This is a genomic window from Bacillus cihuensis (assembly GCF_000504145.1).
Lineage (GTDB): Bacteria > Bacillota > Bacilli > Bacillales > DSM-1321 > Peribacillus > Peribacillus huizhouensis.
In genome coordinates, this window is the sequence record NZ_KI632495.1 from 2312521 (window position 1) to 2332237 (window position 19717).

General features: G+C 37.9%; 19 protein-coding genes. 3 read left to right on the forward strand and 16 right to left on the reverse strand.

The window, feature by feature from the left end; all coding sequences use genetic code 11:
- Positions 1-10 precede the first annotated feature (10 nt).
- Together V179_RS0116835 and V179_RS28200 are read right to left on the reverse strand one after the other, a co-directional pair.
- Complete coding sequence (locus V179_RS0116835; RefSeq protein WP_028392520.1) at positions 11-1531, reverse strand: aldehyde dehydrogenase family protein; 1521 nt, start codon at positions 1529-1531, stop codon at positions 11-13.
- Positions 1515-2825, reverse strand: a complete 1311-nt coding sequence (locus V179_RS28200) for a lyase family protein (protein ID WP_051404995.1) — start codon at positions 2823-2825, stop codon at positions 1515-1517. Before V179_RS28200 ends, V179_RS0116835 begins: the two co-directional genes overlap by 17 nt.
- A gap of 282 nt (positions 2826-3107) precedes the next feature.
- On the opposite strand from V179_RS28200, the gene V179_RS0116845 reads away from it, so the two are divergent.
- The 3 genes from V179_RS0116845 to V179_RS0116855 all read left to right on the forward strand — a co-directional run bounded on the left by V179_RS0116845 (position 3108) and on the right by V179_RS0116855 (position 6202).
- Positions 3108-3902, forward strand: a complete 795-nt coding sequence (locus V179_RS0116845; protein ID WP_028392521.1) for an IclR family transcriptional regulator — start codon at positions 3108-3110, stop codon at positions 3900-3902.
- A gap of 294 nt (positions 3903-4196) precedes the next feature.
- Positions 4197-5546, forward strand: coding sequence for an MFS transporter (locus V179_RS0116850; RefSeq protein ID WP_028392522.1), 1350 nt, complete (start codon positions 4197-4199; stop codon positions 5544-5546).
- 137 nt (positions 5547-5683) lie between these two features.
- Positions 5684-6202: a DUF2179 domain-containing protein gene (locus V179_RS0116855; protein ID WP_028392523.1), complete on the forward strand. Its 519-nt coding sequence runs from the start codon at positions 5684-5686 to the stop codon at positions 6200-6202.
- A 486-nt stretch (positions 6203-6688) separates the two neighbouring features.
- On the opposite strand, the gene V179_RS0116860 is transcribed toward V179_RS0116855, so the two are convergent.
- From V179_RS0116860 to V179_RS0116925, 14 genes are all read right to left on the reverse strand, one after another.
- Positions 6689-7561 carry a PhnE/PtxC family ABC transporter permease gene (locus V179_RS0116860; protein WP_028392524.1) on the reverse strand — a complete coding sequence of 291 codons (873 nt, stop codon included), beginning with the start codon at positions 7559-7561 and terminating at the stop codon, positions 6689-6691.
- Positions 7561-8346, reverse strand: a complete 786-nt coding sequence (locus V179_RS0116865) for a PhnE/PtxC family ABC transporter permease (RefSeq protein WP_028392525.1) — start codon at positions 8344-8346, stop codon at positions 7561-7563. The genes V179_RS0116860 and V179_RS0116865 overlap by 1 nt, the downstream gene beginning before the upstream one ends.
- Positions 8336-9124 carry a phosphonate ABC transporter ATP-binding protein gene (phnC, locus tag V179_RS0116870; RefSeq protein WP_028392526.1) on the reverse strand — a complete coding sequence of 263 codons (789 nt, stop codon included), beginning with the start codon at positions 9122-9124 and terminating at the stop codon, positions 8336-8338. The genes V179_RS0116865 and phnC overlap by 11 nt, the downstream gene beginning before the upstream one ends.
- A 266-nt stretch (positions 9125-9390) precedes the next feature.
- On the reverse strand, positions 9391-10440 hold the full coding sequence (gene phnD, locus V179_RS0116875; protein WP_028392527.1) for a phosphate/phosphite/phosphonate ABC transporter substrate-binding protein: 1050 nt from the start codon (positions 10438-10440) through the stop codon (positions 9391-9393).
- Positions 10441-10557: 117 nt separating this feature from the next.
- Positions 10558-11286: a phosphonate C-P lyase system protein PhnL gene (locus V179_RS0116880; RefSeq protein ID WP_028392528.1), complete on the reverse strand. Its 729-nt coding sequence runs from the start codon at positions 11284-11286 to the stop codon at positions 10558-10560.
- An 88-nt stretch (positions 11287-11374) separates the two neighbouring features.
- A complete protein-coding gene (phnM, locus tag V179_RS0116885) occupies positions 11375-12553 on the reverse strand; it encodes a phosphonate metabolism protein PhnM (RefSeq protein WP_028392529.1) in 1179 nt (392 codons plus the stop codon).
- A 34-nt stretch (positions 12554-12587) separates the two neighbouring features.
- Complete coding sequence (locus V179_RS0116890; RefSeq protein ID WP_028392530.1) at positions 12588-13433, reverse strand: ATP-binding cassette domain-containing protein; 846 nt, start codon at positions 13431-13433, stop codon at positions 12588-12590.
- A gap of 18 nt (positions 13434-13451) precedes the next feature.
- Positions 13452-14288, reverse strand: a complete 837-nt coding sequence (locus V179_RS0116895) for an alpha-D-ribose 1-methylphosphonate 5-phosphate C-P-lyase PhnJ (protein ID WP_028392531.1) — start codon at positions 14286-14288, stop codon at positions 13452-13454.
- Positions 14281-15423 (reverse strand): carbon-phosphorus lyase complex subunit PhnI, encoded by a 1143-nt coding sequence (locus tag V179_RS0116900; protein WP_028392532.1) that lies wholly within the window; start codon positions 15421-15423, stop codon positions 14281-14283. The genes V179_RS0116895 and V179_RS0116900 overlap by 8 nt, the downstream gene beginning before the upstream one ends.
- The gene (gene phnH, locus V179_RS0116905) at positions 15411-16022 is read right to left on the reverse strand and encodes a phosphonate C-P lyase system protein PhnH (protein WP_028392533.1); all 612 of its coding nucleotides are present in this window, start codon (positions 16020-16022) and stop codon (positions 15411-15413) included. Before phnH ends, V179_RS0116900 begins: the two co-directional genes overlap by 13 nt.
- A 12-nt stretch (positions 16023-16034) precedes the next feature.
- On the reverse strand, positions 16035-16460 hold the full coding sequence (gene phnG, locus V179_RS0116910) for a phosphonate C-P lyase system protein PhnG (protein WP_028392534.1): 426 nt from the start codon (positions 16458-16460) through the stop codon (positions 16035-16037).
- Between the two features lie 133 nt (positions 16461-16593).
- Positions 16594-17295 carry a GntR family transcriptional regulator gene (locus V179_RS0116915; protein WP_028392535.1) on the reverse strand — a complete coding sequence of 234 codons (702 nt, stop codon included), beginning with the start codon at positions 17293-17295 and terminating at the stop codon, positions 16594-16596.
- Positions 17296-17552: 257 nt separating this feature from the next.
- Positions 17553-18410, reverse strand: coding sequence for a PHP domain-containing protein (locus tag V179_RS0116920; protein ID WP_028392536.1), 858 nt, complete (start codon positions 18408-18410; stop codon positions 17553-17555).
- A 527-nt stretch (positions 18411-18937) separates the two neighbouring features.
- Positions 18938-19657 carry a YebC/PmpR family DNA-binding transcriptional regulator gene (locus tag V179_RS0116925; protein ID WP_028392537.1) on the reverse strand — a complete coding sequence of 240 codons (720 nt, stop codon included), beginning with the start codon at positions 19655-19657 and terminating at the stop codon, positions 18938-18940.
- Positions 19658-19717: the final 60 nt, after the last annotated feature.

A 19717-nucleotide genomic window follows, 5' to 3' on the forward strand; every position in this document is an offset into this window, starting at 1 on the left:
TAAATTTTTTTCAGTACGCGAACCAAATAGCTTTTGATTTTGTAAATGCTTGTAATGAATGAACGGCATATTCCTTACCCCATCCACTTTGCTTCATGCCTCCAAATGGACTAGCAAAGTCATAACATCCATATCTATTAACGAAAACCATACCAGCGTTAAGCTGATTAGCTACGCGATGAGCACGGGAAGTGTCGCCTGTCCATAACCCTGCTCCAAGACCATAAATCGTATCATTTGCCATTTGAATAACTTCTTCTTCTGTATCAAATGGGATGATGCAGAGTACTGGTCCGAAAATCTCTTCCTGAGCAATTTTCATTTTATTATCAACCTCAGCAAAAATAGTTGGTCGAACAAAATAGCCATTCGCATTTGTTCCAGTTGTATCTCGTTCTCCTCCAACTACTACTCGTGCCCCTTGCTCTTTGCCACTCTCAATGTAATTTAAAATGGATTCCATATGCTGCTTAGACACTTGTGCACCTTGATCACTTGCTGGATCAAATGGATCACCACATTTGTAGTTTTTAGCATACTCAGCGATTTTTTCTACCACTTCATCATAAATCTCACGTTGTGCAAATAACCGGGTCGGAGCAGAACATTTTTCACCCTTATGTGTAAATAATCCGAAAAATGAGCGTTCAATCGCTGCATCTAAATCCGGAAAATCACTAAAAATAATGTTTGGTGATTTACCACCCAGTTCTAAAGTTACTGGTTTTAAATTGCTATTAGCAGAGTCATGGATTAATTGTTTCCCAATATGTGTACTACCTGTAAACGATAGTTTATCAATACCCATATGCCTACTAATATAAGAACCTACCTCACCATCACCAAGGACTAAATTAATAACACCCTTCGGCAAGACTCCTGCTTCATCAATAATTTCAAACAATCGAATAACAGAGTAAGAGGTTTTATCAGCTGGTTTTAACACAACCGTATTCCCCATCGATAAGGCAGGAGATAGTTTTAAGACAGCCATTTGAATTGGAAAATTAAATGGCACAATTTGTCCGCATACACCGATTGGATCTCTCGTTGTGACACTTAAGAAATTACCTTCTACAGGATTGTTTTCACCATAATATTTATCTGTCCATCCTGCGTAATATTCAAATAAGTCTGCTGCTTCTTGCACATCATCATTGTACGCTTCTGTATATAATTTACCGTTATCGAGCGCTTCCAATGTTGCAAGCTCCGCATGATGCTCATGAATAAGTGCACTGATTTTCCGTAAAACTTTTCCTCTATCCTTACGGCTCATCTCTTTCCATGAACCTTGTTCCAGAGCGGTCCTTGCTCCTTGAATAGCTGCATCTACATCTTGAATTTCAGCAGATTGAAAATCACCTAAAACCTCTCCATTGGCTGGATTGATCGATTCAATCACTTTTTCTCCTGAGCTATCCACCCATTCTCCATTGATATAAAGCTTTTTCGTTGTTTTAAGCCATTCATGAGCCCACTCTAGTTTTGGCTGCTCAATTCCTTCAAACTGTTTAGTTTCTTGTGTCATGGTCTATACCCCCATTATTTAATAAGTTTTTTATAGATTCACGATCTTGTTCTTTTATTAATTTGGAAACTGCTGAATAACCCATTTGTTCTTTCAATTCCACAATAACTGGAATAAATGTATTTGAAAGTTCTGTACATCTTTCTTCATTAGGTGCTATGTCCTTTAGACATAACTCTGTAAAGGAATGAGAAGTATTCGTAAGCATGTATAACCCATTCATTATATTGGCGCCTGCCATTCCTTCAAAAATATTCAAGTCAAGTTCACCATGTTCCAAGGCAGCTTGAACAATTCGATCACACCCGAGGACTTGAAAACAGCTTTGAATCATCGTTTCAGGGATGACTGGATTCACTTTTCCCGGAAAAAAGGAGGAACCTGCCTGAACCGATGGCAAAGTAATTTCTGAAAATCCTGCTTCGGGTCCCGATGAAAGCAGTCTTAAATCTTTGGCTACTTTGATTAGTGATGTTGCTAATAAACTCAATTCCTTTGACATATGAGCTAAATCATCAATGTTTTGCGCTGCATCAAATAAATTGTCACGTTTTGAAACATCCATATTCGATACATCACGCAGTTTCTCGATAACCACTTCTTTATATTTTTCTGAAGCCCCTACACCATTCCCAATAACTGTAGCTCCAAGGTTAATAGTAAGTAACGACATAACGGATTCTCTTAAAGAAATATGGCGCCTTTTCAGTACAGATGCATACCCACTGAAAGCATCCCCTAACCTAATGCGCATTGCATCCTGTAAACAAGTACGGGAGATTGTGGTTACGCTCATAAACTCTTGTGATTTTTTTTCTATCGTAGCATGCATTTTTGTTAACATATGGTCCAACCGTTCAAAACACCGCACAATCGCTAAACGAATAGATGTATGGCATACATCCGAGGTGGATTGGGAAGCGTTTACATGCTCTACAGGATGAACTGGCGTATAAACACCTAAGGTACCTTCTAGAGATTCATTAGCCAAATTGGCTAACACTTCATTTACATTCATATTCGTACCAATCCCACCGCCTCCATGGAAAATATCAACAATGAAGTGGTCATGATAGTTCCCTTGAATTATTTGATCACAAGCATTTAAGATAGCGGTTCCAATTGAAGGGGCTAGAATACCCGCCTCCTGATTAGCTAACGTTGCAGCTTTTTTAACCATAGCTAATGACACAATATATTCTGGATAATTTTTTAATAGTTGACCAGAGAAAGATAGATTTTGCACCGTTCTCATTGTTTGAATGCCATATAAAGCATCTTTTGGAATATCCACTTTGCCGAAGTAATCTCTCTCTGTCCGTTTTTCAACCTCATCAGCCCAAATGATTGATATCCCTCCTCCAAAACTTTTTTATTCCAAAAAGCGATGCAATCCATATAGCCTCTATTCTATAAAGATTACGCTTTCTTTTGTTCATATTGCGAACAATAAGTTCGTATTGAGAACATAAATTTATAATATACCCAATTAATTAAACAGTCAATAATTTAATCATTTTTTTGATCAGAATGAATTGAATAGCAATCTTCCATTGTCTTAAGCTATAATGAAAAGATGGAAAATAATAATCAAATTAAATCAAAACAGCCCCTTAATAAAGAAGGTTCTTCTGTACAGGCCGTTGAACGCGCTTTATTGCTTTTGAAGCTTATTGGAGAAAATCCATCACCCATTTCGGTCGGTGATCTGGCTAAACAGGCTGAGCTGAACCGGACTACAGCCTGGCGTTTGATTGGAACCCTTGAAAATCAAGGGTTTGTAGAAAAGGATCCTTTTTCTAAAGGGTATCAGCTCGGGTATGCCCTTCATCAAATAACTTCAAAAAACGATTCATATGGTTATCTCATACGAAGAGCTCGCAACACACTATTAAAATTAAAAGAAGAAATAGGCGAAACTGTTCTACTTAGTGTTCCTAAGCATGATGGAACTCTTACTATTGATCAAATAGATACTGATCATAGTGTTAGACTAGTTGACTATACGCACACTATTTCACCTTTACACTGCACATCTAACGGGAAAATTTTATTAAGTTTGCTGCCTCAAAAGGAGTTGGATATTTTATTAGAGCAGCCCCTTGAACCACTATCCAAATATTCAATTACCGATCCAGAAGAACTGCGTAAAGAACTAGAAAAAATTCGTGTTCAAAAGGTTGGAATATCGATTGGTGAACTAGATGAAAATGAAAATGCGATTTCAGCACCTATCTTTAACAAGAAAAAAGATTTAGTCGCATTTATTACGCTGGGTGGGCCGAGTTTCCGCCTTACAAAAGAAGACCTTTTACTATCTAGTGATCGAATGCTAGAAGCCGCAAAAGAAATCGCAGAACAGATAGAGTAGTCCAACAAAAAAAGAAGGAGGTCATCATTTACTGATAGTAAATGATGACCTCCTTCTTTTTTTACATCTACTGTTCTTTTTTTTAATAAGTCTATGAATTTTTAGTCTATGAATGAATTGACAAAGAAAAGACACAAGATTATAATTCAAATATATTCAAATGATGGACAAAAAGTTCGTATAGTGAGCATATTTTTATTTTTCTAACAAATGAAAACGTTTTCCTCTATAAATGGTTTCATACATGACTTTTAATCTATTAACAAATTTATAGATTGAATAGGAGGAGATTCAATGGCAAACAAAAACGTAGTACTTAATGATACTCGTAATACAATTAAATTAGATGATGCACCACTGAACAAATTCCATATTAAAATAGCAGGTCTTACGTTCGGAGCTCATTTCACTGATGGATATATTTTAGGTATTATCGGATTTGCCCTTACGCTAATGACACCTCAAATGGGTTTAACGCCACTTTGGGTTGGCTTAATTGGAAGCTCCGCTTTAATAGGTCTTTTTTTAGGCAGTTTGGTTTTAGGTTGGATATCCGATTATGTAGGAAGGCAAAAAATATTTGTCTTTAGTTTTATCGTCATTACAGCTGCATCCATTTTACAGTTTTTCGCAGATAGCCCTACAGAACTTGTATTATACAGAATTTTGATCGGGATTGGGCTCGGCGGTGATTATAGTGTAGGACACACAATGTTAGCCGAATTTTCACCACGAAAACATCGAGGAGTATTATTAGGTTCATTCAGTGTAATATGGACTTTTGGTTATGTAGCAGCAAACTTGATCGGCATTTTTGCCATCGGCACCTCTCCAGACGCATGGAAATGGATGTTAGCTTCATCAGCGATTCCCGCTGTTATTATTTTGATTTTGCGAATGGGTACACCAGAGTCACCTAGATGGTTGATTAGTAAAGGGCGGATTGAAGAGGCTCGAGAAATTGTCAAGAAATATGTCGGACCGAATATAGTACTTGATGATGAATCGCCTGTACAAACTAAGGGAAGCTTTTCAACATTATTCAGTAAAGAGATAAGAAAACGAACTGCCTTCAATTGTATATTCTTTGTTTGTCTTGTTATCCCTTACTTTGCTATTTACACGTTCTTGCCAAACATTCTTGATGCGATCGGAATGAGCGAAGGATCTGGAACAGATCTTCTATTAAACGGGATTCTCATCATAGGTGCCGTTTTAGGTATTTGGTTTACGGTAAAATATTCTCGTCGCGGATTTTTGATCAGCTCTTTTATCGTATTAATCATTACGCTCGCTCTTCTCAGTCTTCTACCTAGCAGTGCAACAATATTAATGATACTTTCTTTTGCCATCTTCACCTTGATCATGTCTGCTGTCAGCAACTTGGTTGGGGTATTTCCAGCCGAGAGCTTTCCAACTGAAATTCGCTCTTCTGGCGTTGGACTTGCAACAGCTGTAAGTAGGTTAGGTTCAGCAATTGGTACGTTCTTGCTTCCAATCGGGATAGCTAGTATAGGGATTCAATATACAATGCTATGTCTCACAGCTGTCCTTATTATTGGAGCAATTGTATCAATCGCTTGGGCTCCTGAAACTAAATCACTTACACTTAGTGAAGCAAGCAATAACGGAAATAAAAATTAAAGGGTATTTTTAGAATTAAAACTTGCTACATGTTATTGTTTTCTCGGCTTACAGAAGATTCCATTCTCTTTTCTGTAAGCCTTTTCTATTTTTAAATAACTAAAATCTTCAATTATTAATAGGGTAGGAGCGCATCCATGGAGATATTATTAATCTTTTTACTTCAATTAATTTATGTACCTGTCTATACGTTACGAATTATTTTTTTAGTAAAAGAAAAAAAATGGCTTGCTTCCATTTTAGGATTTATAGAAGCATTAGTGTATGTATTTGGTTTAGCCATTGTCTTTACAGGTGAGCAAACCATTTGGGCTATGCTTGTATATGCGATTGGTTTTTCCGTAGGAATTGCTATTGGAGGATATGTAGAGGAGAGACTTGCAATTGGGTATACCACAATTGTTGCCAATATTACGAATAGAAATGATGATTTTATCTCAACCTTACGCCAAGAAGGTTTTGGTGTCACATTATTTGTTGGAGAAGGAAAAGATAGTAAACGTTATAAGCTTGAAATCTTAACATTACGAAGTAGAGAAAAAGAGTTGTTTTCTATAATACAAGAATATGAGCCCTCAGCATTTTTAATTTCTTACGAAGCAAGAAAATTTAGAGGTGGATTCCTAGCGAAATCAGTAAAAAAGCACTCTATATAAGTTTAACTTTACCACTTAAAAAAGACCTGTAGTTTTAAGAAACGTTTTGGTTTAGCCCCAGGGTTTTGTGATAGCATGTGCCAATAAACTCTTACATTGGTTTATGCACGTTTAAAAGGTAAATCAAATTTCCAGGATCTAGCCTAGTTTAAAACTATAACTAAACAGCCCAAAAACTTTCCAAGTGCAGAACTTTGGAAGGTTATTTGGCATGCACAAATTTAGTATAGTATGAAATATTTTAAGTTTTTAATGAAAAATATTGACAAACTATTGGCTGGTTTAGTTTAAGTACACTCCTTCACAAACTCCACATCGTTTTTAACATAAATATCCAATCGAAAATCACCTCAAAGAAAAACTAAGAGGTGATTTTTATCAAACTTTATTACAAATTATCAATCTCTAGTATAAATAATCAATCTTTTTTTACAAAGCTACAACTAGAGAAACAATATGTCTCCCTATCCAGTCTTTTCACCTTTATCATGACAGTACTTTTAGCTTCTTTTTAATACGTGTTGCAAATATTTCAAGGCAGATTGCCACGATTAGGATAAAATAAGTGATTGCGCCGATTTCACGCAAGTCAAAGTAAAATCCACTTGCCATGAACATATCGAAGCCAATTCCTCCTGCTCCTGCTGCTGCGCCCATTGCTACTGCCACGGCGAAATTAATCTCAAAACGCATGAATGTCCATGAGACCATATAAGTAATCGATGATGGAATAACAGCTTGGAACACAATTTGCCACCAATTTGCCCCGCTTGCTTGCAAAGCTTCAATCGCACCTTTATCAAGTTCTTCAAAGGATTCTGAATAAGCCTTTACAAGATAACTAATTGAGTGAAATGTCATGCCAATTACCGCTGCAACACTGCCTAATCCTGCTGCGACTGCAAAAATAAGAACCCATAAAACGGTTGGTACCGCTCTAATTAGGGCAACCGTTCCTTTTATCACAACTGATAAGGGCTTAGAAGAGATATTTTCAGCTGCTAAAAGGCCTAACATTAAAGCAATGATTGCACCGAATATTGTCGTTAGAAAGGCTAATCCTAATGTAACTAGCACTTGGAAAAGTGCATGCGAAAGGCCAAAATGCTTCAGATGGGGCTCAAAAAACATTTTCCCCAAATTATCCAAAGTTAATAAAAGTGCATCAAAGAAGTTAATCTCTTTATAATCAAAACTAGTAAATGCATATATAGTCAGAATGGTGAGCAATAGGCCACATGTCCTTATAGCGATTGAGGATTTGCTCAAGGGCTTTTTAGATAATCGTTCACGTAACTGTTTATCCGATATTTGATCAGTGTGTAAGGAGAATGATTTGATTGGACCCTCTACTTGCATTATAAAATCACCCTCCTAACATAATTTGAAATAGATTCGATACATAGAATCGAGATAATGATTGTGATGACGACAAGACTGGCAATGTCATAGTTCAGGCTTTTATAATACAGATTAAAAGTAAAACCAATGCCTGATCCTGTAAGTAGACCGACTAGCGTTGCATTTCTTATATTTGTTTCTATCATGAAAAGAATCCAACTAATCATTTGCGGGATTGTCGAAGGGATGACAGACTGGGAAATGACAGTCAGATAAGTAGCACCAGTTGCTTGCAATGCCTCTACGGAACTGCTGCTTACTTCATCAATCGTCTCGATAAAGGCCCTTGTTAAGAAACCGAAAGATCCGAAAAACAATGCGAAATAACCGGTAAAGGAACTTTGTCCAAATGAAAATAACAAGACCATCGACCATACCGAGACATCAATATTTCTAAATAGAATGGCAATACCTCGGCTAATACTTCCGAAAAAACGATTCACTTTTGTCGTATCTGAACCTAAGACGGCGAATATAAAGGCCAATACTGCAGCGACTGTCGTTGCGGCAATCGAGATTAATAGAGTTTCTTTTAGCTTCACTAAAATATCTGGCAGCTTCGCCAAGGAATCCATTGTAGGGTAAAAATTCGATAATGCCCATTGCACAGCTTTAGGAACAGAAGTAAAACCTTTCGCCACATTGTATTCTGTTATGATAATGGAACCAATCGTCACAACCCCTACTATTAAAAACAATAGTATTGAATTTCTTCTCTTTTTTGCAAAAACATCAGCTGACATGGGAACCTCCCAAATCAAAAATCAACTTTCCTTCGTCTGAACCATAAATCTGGTGGATAACATTCGAGGTCATACTCTTTGCAGTTCCATCAAATACAACTTTGCCACTATTTACCCCAATAATTCGATCCGAGTACTTTAAAGCCACATCGACTTGATGCAGATTGACTACCACTGTAATTCCCATGGATGAGCAAATATCCCTTAGGTGATCCATGATAATCTTGGATGAATTCGGATCTAAAGAAGCAATCGGTTCGTCACATAATAGCAATTTAGGATCTTGGATCAGTGCCCTAGCAATGCCTACACGCTGCTTCTGACCTCCACTTAATTGATCAGACCTTTTATATATTTGCTCTTCTAGACCTAGAATTTGGAGAATTCTAGCAGCCTGAAGCTTCTCATCCTCACTATACAGACCAAGAGCACCTGCGAAAGTAGATTTATAGCCTAAGCGCCCATGCAGAGTATTTTCAATCACGCTTAGTCGATTTACGAGATTATAATGCTGAAAAATCATGCCGATTTTCGTCCGCACTTTCTTTAATTCCTTTTTATTTAATTGGTGTACATAAGCATTGTCAAAGATGATTTCACCACTGGATGCATCGACCATCCTGTTGATACACCGAAGAAGAGTTGATTTTCCTGCTCCAGATGGTCCGATTACTGAAACAAACTCCCCTTCTTTTACAGAGAAGGTAACATTGGATAACGCTTTTGTATCCTTTCCAAATTGTTTGGAGACATTTTTCACTTCCAATAACGTAGTCATGTGTTTACCTCCCCTTCTAATTTGCTTACATTATGATTGTTAGTCCCGTTCTAGTGTTGCTAATATCTCCGCGCAGCGTAGATAAAGCGACTCTACGAAGCCGATTCAACGAACTCTGACTTAGCTGCGTCCTGTGGCAACGTCTGAGTGACCCACCCTGTGGGTCTCACCAATCGGGATTTGACGGGCAGCTAACCCCCACCTATGCTTCTTCGATTCTTCTAAACCTAGAGGTGAAGGCTTACTGCTCGTTAATGCGGGATAAATTATTTAGACAATTCTCGAATTGGATTGAACCAGTCATCCTCAACTTGCACTAAACTTTCATCTCCGCTTTTCTTTTTAAATAGGCCTGAAAACTCTGAGTCCTCTGGTACAAATATCTTTTCATTATTTGCGACTTCATCAGAAGTTAATGTTTCAAGAATTTTTTCGCGCGTTTCATCACTAACTAATTCCGTATTCACCACGAAAGGTGCATTCAACACTGGGGTTACTGAAATAAGTGAAAACTCTTGACCTACAACTGTATTAAACGGTTCTGCAGCATCCTTCTTTACCTTGTATACAGCACCTGCTTTATTTTCTTCCCCATCAGCAAGTTCCACATAATTATTCACACATGTGTCACAAAACGCTGCCACATCTACTTTTCCGGACAGTAAATTCACAGCAGATCCTTGATGAGAACCTCCATATAATACTTCACTAAAGAATTTACCTTTGCCCCCTTCTAATAAATCTTCGGCCGTTAAGTCTTTATATTTATCTTGTTGAGAGAAATAATCAACGATTCCTGTGGAAGGTACTTTAAAACCAGAGGTAGAGCTATTTGATACGAATGAGAATTTTTTACCTTGAATATTATCTATGACATATTCGCCGTTATTTTTATATGTATCCACATTTTCTTTTTGAACAGCCAACCAGCTATAATAGACCGCATCATCCAATGTACCTGATTCACCACTTGGAACTACTAGAGCTTGAACTTTATCATTTTTGTTGTTTGCTTCAATATATCCTTGTGCTCCTAAGAAAGCTAAGTCAGCATTTCCATTAGCTATTGCCTCGATTGCAACAATATAATCTGTTGTAGTTTTGTGTTCGACCTTTTTTCCAGTACTTTCTTCCAAAATCCGCCCGATCTCATCACGCGTTTCCCCTAGATCTTCCCCAGATTCATTTGGAAGCCAAGCAATTGTTAATGTATCATCTTCTTCTGCTTTAGTGCCTCCAGATGTACTATTAGAAGAACAGCCCGCAACAATTACCAAAATTACTAACATCAGAATAGACATAATCGATCTTTTCATGACAAAGCTCCTCTCAAATTTAAAAACTCTACATTAAATAAACCAATCACTACTATGTTAACAATACAGGGTCAATATCAATCTACTGTGAAGTTTGCTGAATTTTAGGTTAAGATTTCATGAAGGAATTGTTATATCTTTTTGAATAGTGCGACTAAACTGTCCATTCTTCATGCTATATTCTTTATTTACTAGCCCATTCATAAACTCTAAGTCATGAAAAATACCGAGCATAGTCGTTCCTTCTTTCATTAGTTGTTCAAGCAAAGTCTTCACTTTCCATTTCGATTCGTGATCTAAACTTGCTGTTGGCTCATCTAATAAGAGGAGCCGTGGTCTTTTCACCATTGCTCTTGCAATATTTAGCCTGAGCTTCTCCCCACCTGAAAAAGTTGCAGGATAGCTATCCCATAGCTCTCTTCCTAATTCAAAGTGATTAAGAATTTTCTCTGTTTCCATATGGGCAATTTCTTTTGTTTGTCCCATTTCAAGGATTGCCTCAGTTACGAGCTGCCTTGCTGTCGTTCTTGGCATCACATTTAAAAATTGAGAAACATAGCCAATCTCATGCTTACGCAAGTAAATCATTTCCCTTTCTGTCGCTTTTGCTAGATTAATGGGACCATAGTGGGTTGAATCATACCAAATACTACCTTCTTGAAGCCGATAAGTACCATAAATTGATTTTAAGATTGTCGATTTCCCACTGCCACTCTTGCCTGTAATGCCAATAAATTCACCTTTTTTAATTTGAATCGTAATATCTTTGACCGCTTGAATATTCTTGCCTAGATTATGTAAAATAAAGGATTTTGACAAATCTTTAATCTCTAGTAGGTTGTCCATTTTGCCACCAGCTTTCTAAAGTCGTGATTTATCCCGTTTAACTAACCATCAGTGGGAGATGAAATAAACAACTGATAAAAGTTTCATTTTATAGCCGATAATTCGTCCTTTGAATCAACTTACCATCCACGATAACACTTGTTATCACAGGGAAATCATCAGGTATTTTTTCGATAATAAGTAAATCAGCCTTTTTCCCTTCACGAATGGACCCTAATTCATGATCCATTTTGACTGCCTTGGCAGGATTAATGGTGACTAGCTTAAACATATCAACAAGGTCCATTCCATAGTTATTCACTAATTCAAACACTGCATGAAGAAGGGCTGCTGGGTAATAATCGCTACATAATATATCAATGCTGCCATCTTGAATCGCTTCAGAAGCACTTAAGTTACCGCTGTGAGAACCTCCCAAAAGTACATTTGGTGCACCTGCTATTGTGTGCATTCCTGATTCATGTGCTTTACGGGCAATTTCGAGCGTGATGGGAAACTCACTAATATTCGTTCCAAAGCTTTGAACTAGTTCAAGCTTTTCAATCGAATCATCATCATGCGAGGCAACAGCAATATTATTTTCTCTCGCTAATAGGGCAATTTCTTTCATTCTTTCTATCGTTAGCTTCTCTTTTGTTTGATGAGTAAGAATCATCCCATCAATCGCTTCATCACTGTAATCGTTATAGCCTCTTAACGTGTTTCGATAAATCTCTAAATGTCTGTACTGTCCTTGCCCTGGTGTATGGTCCATGAATGAGACTAAATGTACTTTCTTTTCTAACACATATTCTTTTAAACGATCAATATCCTCGAGATTATCGATTTCATATCTGGCATGAAATCGATGTCGGACTAAGTGTTTCATCGTATGCGTTTGATCGATTAAGTCAATTAGCTTTCTGACGTTTTCAGGCTCACGAATTGGCTTATAGGAGTACTCTGTTGATTTATAAAGAGAAAGAGAGTGAAACATCGTCGTAATTCCATGGGTGATCAGTTCCTTTTCTGTTTCTCTTAAGCTCATAGGAAAATTCATTAAAGAAGTAGGGCGCGGTGCAGTCATATGTTCAATATAGTCTGAGTGGAGATCAATAAAACCTGGTGATACATATCCACCCAAAGCGTCCAACACTTCCATTTCAGCACTCGTTTCTATCTCACCGGCAGGGGCAATTGTATAAATTTCATCCCCCTTAATTAAGAGATCATGGTCTACTAGTATTAAATCTTCCGTTATTATTTTTCCATTTTTAATCAGCAACAATATTTCTTCCTCCATTTTTCTAAGACATTTACTTTTACAACAGTGAATGGACTAATTGTTGCGTGTAAGGATGCTGCGGATCTTCAAGTATTTGATCAGTTAAACCTTGCTCGACAACTCTTCCTTCCAACATAACGAGCGTACGATCTGCAAGCATCCGAATTACGCCCAAATCATGAGAAACTAGTACAATGCTAATATTCAATTCTCTTTGCAGGCCTCTAATTAAATCCAACACACTTGCTTGAACCGATAAATCTAAACCAGTAGTGACCTCATCTAAAAGTAGGATCGGTGGATTGTTCGATAATGCTTTAGCTATTTGAACACGTTGCTGCATCCCACCGGAAAAGTTCTTTGGCTCTTCTTTCATCCGGTGAATCGGAATATTCACCTCTTCGAGAAGACCTGCCCCCCTTGTTTCCATGCTGCCGACATGTCTGTTTCCAGCAGAAATTAACTTTTCAGCAATATTACCGATCGAGGAGAAATTCATTTTCAATCCTAGTATCGGGTTTTGATAAACCTTGCCCATTAGGTGATTTCGAATATATCTTTTTTTCTGTGCCGACTCATTCAATACATTCTTTTTTCCATTCTCAAAACCCGCCACATACATTTCACCATTCGTCACGTCTTGATCAAAATACAGACTTTTCATTAAGGTAGATTTTCCACTACCACTCTCTCCTACAATTCCAAGAACTTCACCTTGATACACATCAAACGTCACATCACGACATGCATAAACCGTTCCGCATTCGCGACAATAGTTTTTGATCATATCTGCAGATTCCTTGTCTTTGCATGATGAACAGCCTTTCCCAAATTGTTTGTTCAATTGTTTAACGGATAACACTGGTACTTCAAGTTCAGCCATTTATTTCACCCCCAATGATTATTTTTGATTGACTACATCAAGACAATTACTTGTATCATTGCATTGGAAATACGTTGCTCCTGTGTCTTGATCAACGAGTTCATCCAAAAATACGTCTTTGGAACCACAGAGAACACACTCACGATTCACAAAGGACTCTATCTCAAATTCATAATCATCGAATGCTAAAGACGTTACTTTTGTATAAGGAGGCACTGCATATACCTTCTTCTCCCTGCCGGCACCTAACAAAATGAGCGCTTCACTATAGTCTAGCTTTTGATTATCAAATCTTGGAATCGGGCTTGGTGCCATGACATACCGATCGTGAACCATAACTGGATGATCGGCATCTGTCGCCATCGTTCCATACTTCATAATCTGTTCAAATAACATCAACCATGCCCCGCTATACTCTCTCTCAGCGTGTAGCTTTTTCGTTTCATGTTCGCTCGATTCAAAACTCCTTAAAGGTTCAGGTAATGGAACTTGAAGGATTAATATTTGGTCTTGTTGCAATGGCACTTCAGGCACCCGGTGTCTAGACTGGATTAACGTTGCTTCACTTGTTCTATCCGTCGTTCTTACCCCAGTCGTGTCTGACACCAGTTTTTTTATATTAACGGCATTAACGGACTCATCGGATCCTTGATCAATCACTTTAAGAACATCGTCTTTTCCAATTAATGATAAGGTAAGCTGTAATCCACCTGTTCCCCACCCACGGCCAATCGGCATTTCCCTAGAAGCAAAAGGTACTTGGTAACCGGGTATCGCAATCGCTTTTAAGGTTGCCCTTCTAATTTCCCGTTTCGATCCTTCATCAAAGAATGCAAAATTATAAGATTTATTCATTGATTCCACCTCCTGTCTCTCCAGTACTTGCCTTCACTTTCGTCTTCCGGATACTATCAAGCTTAGATTGAAACGTAACATAATGAGGCATCTTCAAATGGGAAATGAAGCCTGTTGATTCTACTGAATCGATATGATATAGAACAAATTCTTCATTATGGCTTGGGAAATCAGGATTAGGATGTTGCAAGCAATTATCTAAAATACCCATTGCAATTGCCTTCGTTTCATTTTGCCCAAAGCAGAGCCCATAGCCAATTTCAAACTCCATTTCTTTCTTTCCTCGTTCTTTCTCCACTGTTACTGGCATGAGCATTTCTACTTCTGTCGCTTGGAAATCGCCGATATAATAGCTATCTTCTTCTTGACCTTCGTCAAGTGGATGATCGATATAGACTGGAAGTTGACCTACACGTAACTCCCCTACTGTTGGATGTAGAGCACCATATCCACGTATGACAGCATATGCTAGTGATGTGACAGCACCTGTCTGCCCTCTTGTTAGAATTTGTAGGCGTTCACTTCGTTCTGAAGGAAACTCTAGACTTGTTCTTGTTACATCTTCAGGCTGCGAGTCATTGTTTTCACAGCTTGCTAGTAATCCTTCACTTCTTAAGTAGTCCAAAACTTTTGGTAAATTGGTTAAATCACTCATATGGTTTTGATCATATTCTTTCAATCGATTCTCAGCATGATAGGCATATAACCAATCCTGAATGCTTTCTTCCGTTTCCTTCTCTAATTCCCAATCTAGTAACCTATGGGTGTAATCGGTCGTAGCACCTAAAATCTGTCCACCAGGTATATCTTTAAAGCTAGCAGAAATCCTCCGCTCAACATTCATATCTTCGGACCCGATAATTCGTGAAACATGTTTTCGCGGCAAAGTGGATCGATAGGCTCTAAGGAGAAATACCGCTTCTTCTGGATTTCCCTCAGCTTGTTTAATGGCTATTGCAGACAAAGATTGATCATATAAACTGCTTTCTGACATGACCTGATCTATTAACCCTCTCATGCCAACTTCAATCGTATGTACGTCTAAAACTATCCCTTTTTGCAGTCGCTCATACTTTAAGCGTTTGATGGATTCTTCAATGGCCTGTGTTCCGCCCTTTACTGCTACATATCCCATTTAATCTCCCACCCATTTTCTTTAATTTGCGTAGTTCTCGGAATAGCTAGTAATTGATGCTGGTGATCCACGAAATACATATCAATTCCCAAAGGAAACTCTATGTTTTTTTCATTTCTCATCTCCATCCAGTTCGAGACATTTTGCATATTTAGATAGGTTTCCCCTTGAATCCCAGGTCCTGAAAGTTTCACAGGTTTCCCTTTCGTTACATCTGAAACTTCTAAAATAATCATGGCTGATTCATGTGGGTTTGAAAGGTTTCCTACCTTTGCTTGATTCATTGCGTCTCCCATTTCCTCATGCAGCGCGTCCTCTAAAATAAAAATGAAGTCAGCGTCTGAAGCATCAACAGATTTTGAATAAGTAAGCTGATTAATCAATCTAGACACAGCCTCTTCCTGCTTAGTAATTACCTTAAAAGTGACTTCTGGATCAAGGACTGTAAGTGCAATTAGTAACGTTGTAGATAAACAGTTGGTTTGAACATCCAAAACTTCAACTTCCCTTTGCAAATCTATGACTGACCCAGGTCTTGAAGTCGCATCTACTAGCTTCCTATAAACTGCCTGAAGATCATGAACTACATCCAATTTCATCGTTATCCCCCCTTATTGAACGTCCATCGTTTCAAAGCTTACTTTGGTTCTTAAGATTGATTGATGTAACTCTTGACGATTTTTCTGTATATTCTCTTTTTCTTTTTCCAATATGTGTGGCCACACTCTCGTTTCAGTAAGATCCGCCTGATACGCAGCATCAATGACAGCTAGACAATAAGCCAGTTCTTCCTGATATCCCTTCACGATGCCGATCCCTATTGAATTTTGAATTTGTACCTTACATTCTGTCACCAATAATTCTCCGAGATAAAATAAGCTCTTCTTAGCCGTCTCTCTTGCCTTTAGTAAGACTAGACCATTCTCAGGCTGTTGAATGACGGTTACTGTATATTTCATTTCTATTTCCTTGGCCAAATCTTTCGCAATGGTAGAAGAGCCTTGAATCAAAATCTCTGTTCTTTCCTTTCTTTTCATTCAATCGGCCTCCAAATGTTTTTAGTTTCTTGCTACATCTACAATGTATCTTGTTGCCAAGTGAACGTACGTTAAGAAAGAGTAAATCTATGTATAAAATTTGTAAAAGCCACACAATAAAGGTATCTACTTTTTAGATAACATAGGTGAAATAATCGCTGCGATATATAATGACCGTATGCTCAAGAACTTGACCACTATTTTTATCCACACATTCTGATTCTACTTGTAAAAGTGGCACTAAATTGGAACACTGTAAAATCTCTCGTTCATTTGGAGTGGGGAAAATCACATTTAGCGTGCTGCTGTTGGAACCAAATTCTAAAAAGCCACGCTGCTTATAATATAGAAACATAGAGGAAATATTCGGGCCATCCTTTTCAATCTCAGGAAAAATCGTCTGTGCTACAAAAGAAGTATGAAGAGCAATAGGAAGTTCGTCGATTAGTCTCAACCTGCCAATTTTAAATACCTTCTCATCATTTCCAACATTCAAACTTTGAAAAATCTTCTGATCAAAAGGAACTTCCTCGCAAAAAATCGTAATTGTTTGAAACGGAAAGTGTAATTCTTTCATTTTCTCAGTGAAGCTTACGTCTCCAGAAAGAATTAATGGAATTTGTATCTTACTATCTTGGACATAACTGCCCTTACCTTGCTTTGAATAGATATAACCTAGATCTTGAAGCTGTTCGTATGCCTTTCTTACAACCATTCTTGGAACTTTAAATTGATCAGCTAATACATGCTCTGAAGGTAATTTTTTATTGGATTGAAACTTGCCCTTTTTTATTTCAGAAATCAAATGATCCACTAAAACGACTTTTTCTGTCACCAGACACTCCTCCTTTATGTACACCTAAGGCAATTTTCTTATTAGTGCTAGTGTAAGGAGAGATTATGAAGCTATCATTACAATTTTGTAAAGAAAATAGAGGATGTCCCAAAAAGTCAGACCCCACACTTTATACACCGGTTAAACGATATATAAGAGATGTGAAGTCAGACCTTAGTTTTGGTACATCCTCGTAAAAATTGATGAGCAAAGAGTGAGTTAGAATACTTTATTTCTTCATGAGTGCTTCAATTTTTTCATAATTTAATTGTGCTCTGTTTCTTTAATTTTAGGGCATCCACACATTCAATCCCAGGGCTTTTACTGCCGAGCCTTACAGGTTTATCCCCATACTCCCCATGAAAATCTGAACCACCAGTCATGATTAGATTGTATTTTTCTGCATATTGAATTGCTATTTGTTCTTCCGCACGACTGTGATGTGGATGAAGAACTTCAATTCCTTCAAGTCCTGCCTTGATAAGATCCGGAATGATTTCATAGCTATCATATTGTCCAGGATGAGCAAGAACCGGAACACCGCCAGCCTCACGTATCGCTTTCACAGCAAGACGTGCATCCACATACTCCATGGGAAGGAAAGCAATCCCTGGCTCTTCGCCATTTTGCCCACGACTGAAAAGCCGCTTATACAAATCACCAAAGATTGAATCCGTATAGCCTGCTTCCATTAATGCCAGCATAATATGTTGTTTATAAACTCCGGATTCTCCCTTATACTTACAAACCTGACTCCAAGTTATTTCATAACCAGAATAGATTAACCGCTTGACCATTTCTTCAGATGCTGCATGCCTCTGTTCGATCAATGGCTGACAGAGCTCTATTAGCGCCTTATGTCCATAATCCACATAATAGCCTAATAGATGTACACGTCTGCCCCTTGCAAAATCATATCCTGAAACTTCAATACCAGGGATAATTTCTACCCCTGCTTTATTTCCCTTTTCTACCATCTCTGGCAAACCATACGTTGTATCATGATTCGTAATCGCTAAATGACTAATTCTTTCCCTTGCCGCAAGTTCCAATACCTCTTCGAATGAACAAGACCCATCTGAAATAGTCGTATGACAATGTAATTCAACCTTCATTCTACCTCTCCCCCATTCATATCGATTGCCTAGTTTCATCCTAACTTGGTACCAAGCTGGCAACATTAACATGAGGTAAAAAATTGTAAAATATGTGTAAAAATTTAATTTCGTAGCATGTTTTCAAACCGGGAGATTCGTGGCATTGTTGTACATTTTTGATTGGCTAATTGAGGATTACTAAAGAGGCATGTAAAAGCTATACTAACATTTAAAGGGTTAGAGCTCAGCAATATTTACCATGTATTGAAAACGAGGTCTATCCATTAAAGTATTCTCAAATTGGCTCTGTTAAACTTGCCAGTTGATTGCAACGAGAAGCTTTCGCTTTCCGCGTGAGCCTCTCGCATTCCGCTCCAATTAACATAGAGTCAAAATCAACAATGAGCTTTAACATAGCCTTCAAATAAAATAAGCAGAGGACGTCCCAAAAAGGTTTTGACCTCACATTCTATACACCGTTTAACGACCTTGAATAGATGTGGGGTCTGAACCATTCATTATGGGACAGCCTCTGCTTTCATATATTATTCACCTAAATCTACATTATGGTAGACTTGCTGAACGTCTTCTAAATCTTCTAACGCATCAATCATTTTTTCAAATTGCGCTTGTGCATCTGCTTCTAGTGTTAAGTCATTTTGTGCCAGCATCGTTAGTTCGGCAACTGTGAATTCAGTGATCCCAACATTCTTCAATGCTTCTTGTACAGCATGAAACTGATCAGGTTCCGCATAAATGATAACCGATTCATCTTCTTCTACGATGTCTCGTACGTCTACATCAGCTTCCATTAATAATTCAAGAACTTCATCTGCTGTTTTCCCTTCAAGGCCGAAGACAGCTGTTGCATCAAACATATAGGCTACAGAACCGCTGACTCCCATATTACCTCCGTTTTTACCAAATGCCGCACGAACATCTGATGCAGTACGGTTCACGTTATTTGTCAGTGCATCGACAATTACCATTGAGCCGTTAGGTCCAAAGCCTTCATAACGAAGTTCGTCATAGCTTTCATCTGAACCACCTTTGGCTTTTTCAATCGCACGGTCAATGATCGCTTTTGGTACGTTGTACGTTTTTGCACGTTCGAGTACAACTTTTAAAGCCTGATTAGATTCTGGATCCGGCTCGCCTTGCTTGGCTACTACATAAATTTCACGCCCAAACTTTGCATATATACGACTTGTATTTGCATCCTTTGATGCTTTTTTTTCTTTAATATTGTTCCACTTACGGCCCATAATGAACACTCTCTTTCCGTATTGAATCTATCCAAAATTATAAGTATGAAATAAGCTACT